The organism is Nocardia cerradoensis NBRC 101014, from assembly GCF_000308535.1.
Classification (GTDB): domain Bacteria; phylum Actinomycetota; class Actinomycetes; order Mycobacteriales; family Mycobacteriaceae; genus Nocardia; species Nocardia cerradoensis.
Genome location: NZ_BAFW01000021.1, coordinates 1 through 1792, shown reverse-complemented (window position 1 = coordinate 1792; position 1792 = coordinate 1). Strand labels below are relative to the sequence as shown.

Below are 1792 nucleotides of genomic sequence, written 5' to 3'. Positions count from 1 at the left end.
ACCGTTCCGGGTCGGTCAGCAGCGCATCCAGCAGCCGCACGAAACGAGTGGCGAACGCGTCGACGGTCGACTCGTCGAACAGGTCGGTCGCATAGGCGAACAGTGCCGCGGCCGGGGCGGATTCGTCCTCCGGCGGCGAAATCGTCAGTTGCAGATCGAATTTCGCGATCGCCCCGTCGATGCCCAGCTCGTCCACCCGGATTCCGGGCAGCTCCAGACCGGCCTTCTCCAGGTTCTGGAAGAACAGCGCGACCTGGAACAACGGGTGCTGTGAGGGAGCGCGAACCGGATCCATCACCTCCACCAGGCGCTCGAACGGCAGCTCCGCGTGGGAGAACGCGGCGAGGTCGGTTCGTTTCACCCGCGCCAGCAGATCGGTGAAGCTCTCTCCCGGATCGACCTCGGTCCGCAACACCAGGGTGTTGACGAACATGCCGATCAGATCGTCGAGTTCGCGCTCACCGCGGCCGGCCACGGGGGTGCCGATGGCAATGTCCGAGGTACCGGAGAGCCGGGCCAGCAGCGCGGCGAAGGCCGCGTGCACCACCATGAACTCCGAGGAGTTCTGTGCCCGCGCCAACCGGATCGCCGCGGCGCGCGTGGACGCCGGAATCTCGAAGGCCAGGGTGCGTCCGACGCCCGAGGCGGTGTAGGGACGCGGCCGGTCGGCCGGAAGGTCGAGCCGCTCGGGCAGACCCGCCAGCGCCTCCCGCCAGAACGCGATCTGGCCGGCGGCCGCCGACTGCGGATCTTCCTCGTCACCCAGCAGGTCTCGCTGCCACAGGGTGTAATCCGCGTACTGCACCGGCAGTGGCGTCCAGGTGGGCGCACTGCCCGCTTCCTGCGCGAGGTACGCGGTCATCAGGTCTCGGACCAGCGGCGCCACCGACGCGCCGTCCGCCGCGATGTGGTGCGTCACCATGACCACCACGTGCACGTCGGTCTCGGGCTCCAGCACCGCGATCCGCAGCGGCACCTCGGCCGCGACGTCGAATCCGCGCAGCGCGAATTCGGTGACCCAGCCTTCGATCTCGCTCTCGGCGATCGGAATGACCGGCACGTCCGGCACGGCCGACGGAGGCAACACCGACTGGTAGCCGACACCGTCGACGGCCGGGTAGACCGTCCGCAGCACCTCGTGCCGGGCCACCAGATCGCCGATGGCGGCGCGCAGTGCCGTGATGTCCAGGGCGCCGGTCAACCGGACGGCGAACGGGATGTTGTTGGCAGGTGAGGTGGTGTCGAACTGGTTGAGGAACCACATCCGCTGCTGTGCGAGCGACAGCGGAATGCGGTCCGGACGCGGCCGGGCGGTGAGCGCCGGGCGATCCGCATCGGACCGGCTCGTCTCCACCCGGGAGGCGAGAGCGGCCACACTGCCGGCCTCGAAGACCAGGCGGACCGGCACCCGGGTGTCGAGGGCGGCGCCGAGCCGCGCCGCGACCCGGGTGGCGCTCAGCGAGTTACCGCCCAGCGCGAAGAAGTCGTCGTCGCGACCCACCCGCTCGATGCCGAGCACCTCGGCGAACACGTTGGCCACGAGTTCCTCGACCACGGTGACGGGCGCGGCGAACACCTGCGCCTCGAACACCGGCGCGGGCAACGCCTTGCGGTCGAGCTTTCCGGAGGTGTTGAGCGGCAAGGCATCCAGCACCGTCACGACCGCGGGCACCATGTACGAGGGCAGCGCCGAGGCGAGACCCGCACGCAGCGCCGTCGCATCCAGATGATGTCCGGGCGCCGGCACCGCATAGCCGACGAGCTGTTCACCGGTGGGCCCGGCGACGACCAG

1 protein-coding gene is annotated in these 1792 nt (G+C 70.0%); it reads right to left on the bottom strand.

What is annotated here, in order from left to right; translation table 11 throughout:
* Nucleotides 1-1792, bottom strand: a 1792-nt coding sequence (locus ON23_RS03725; protein WP_039776391.1) for a condensation domain-containing protein, incomplete at both ends; no start/stop codon positions are given.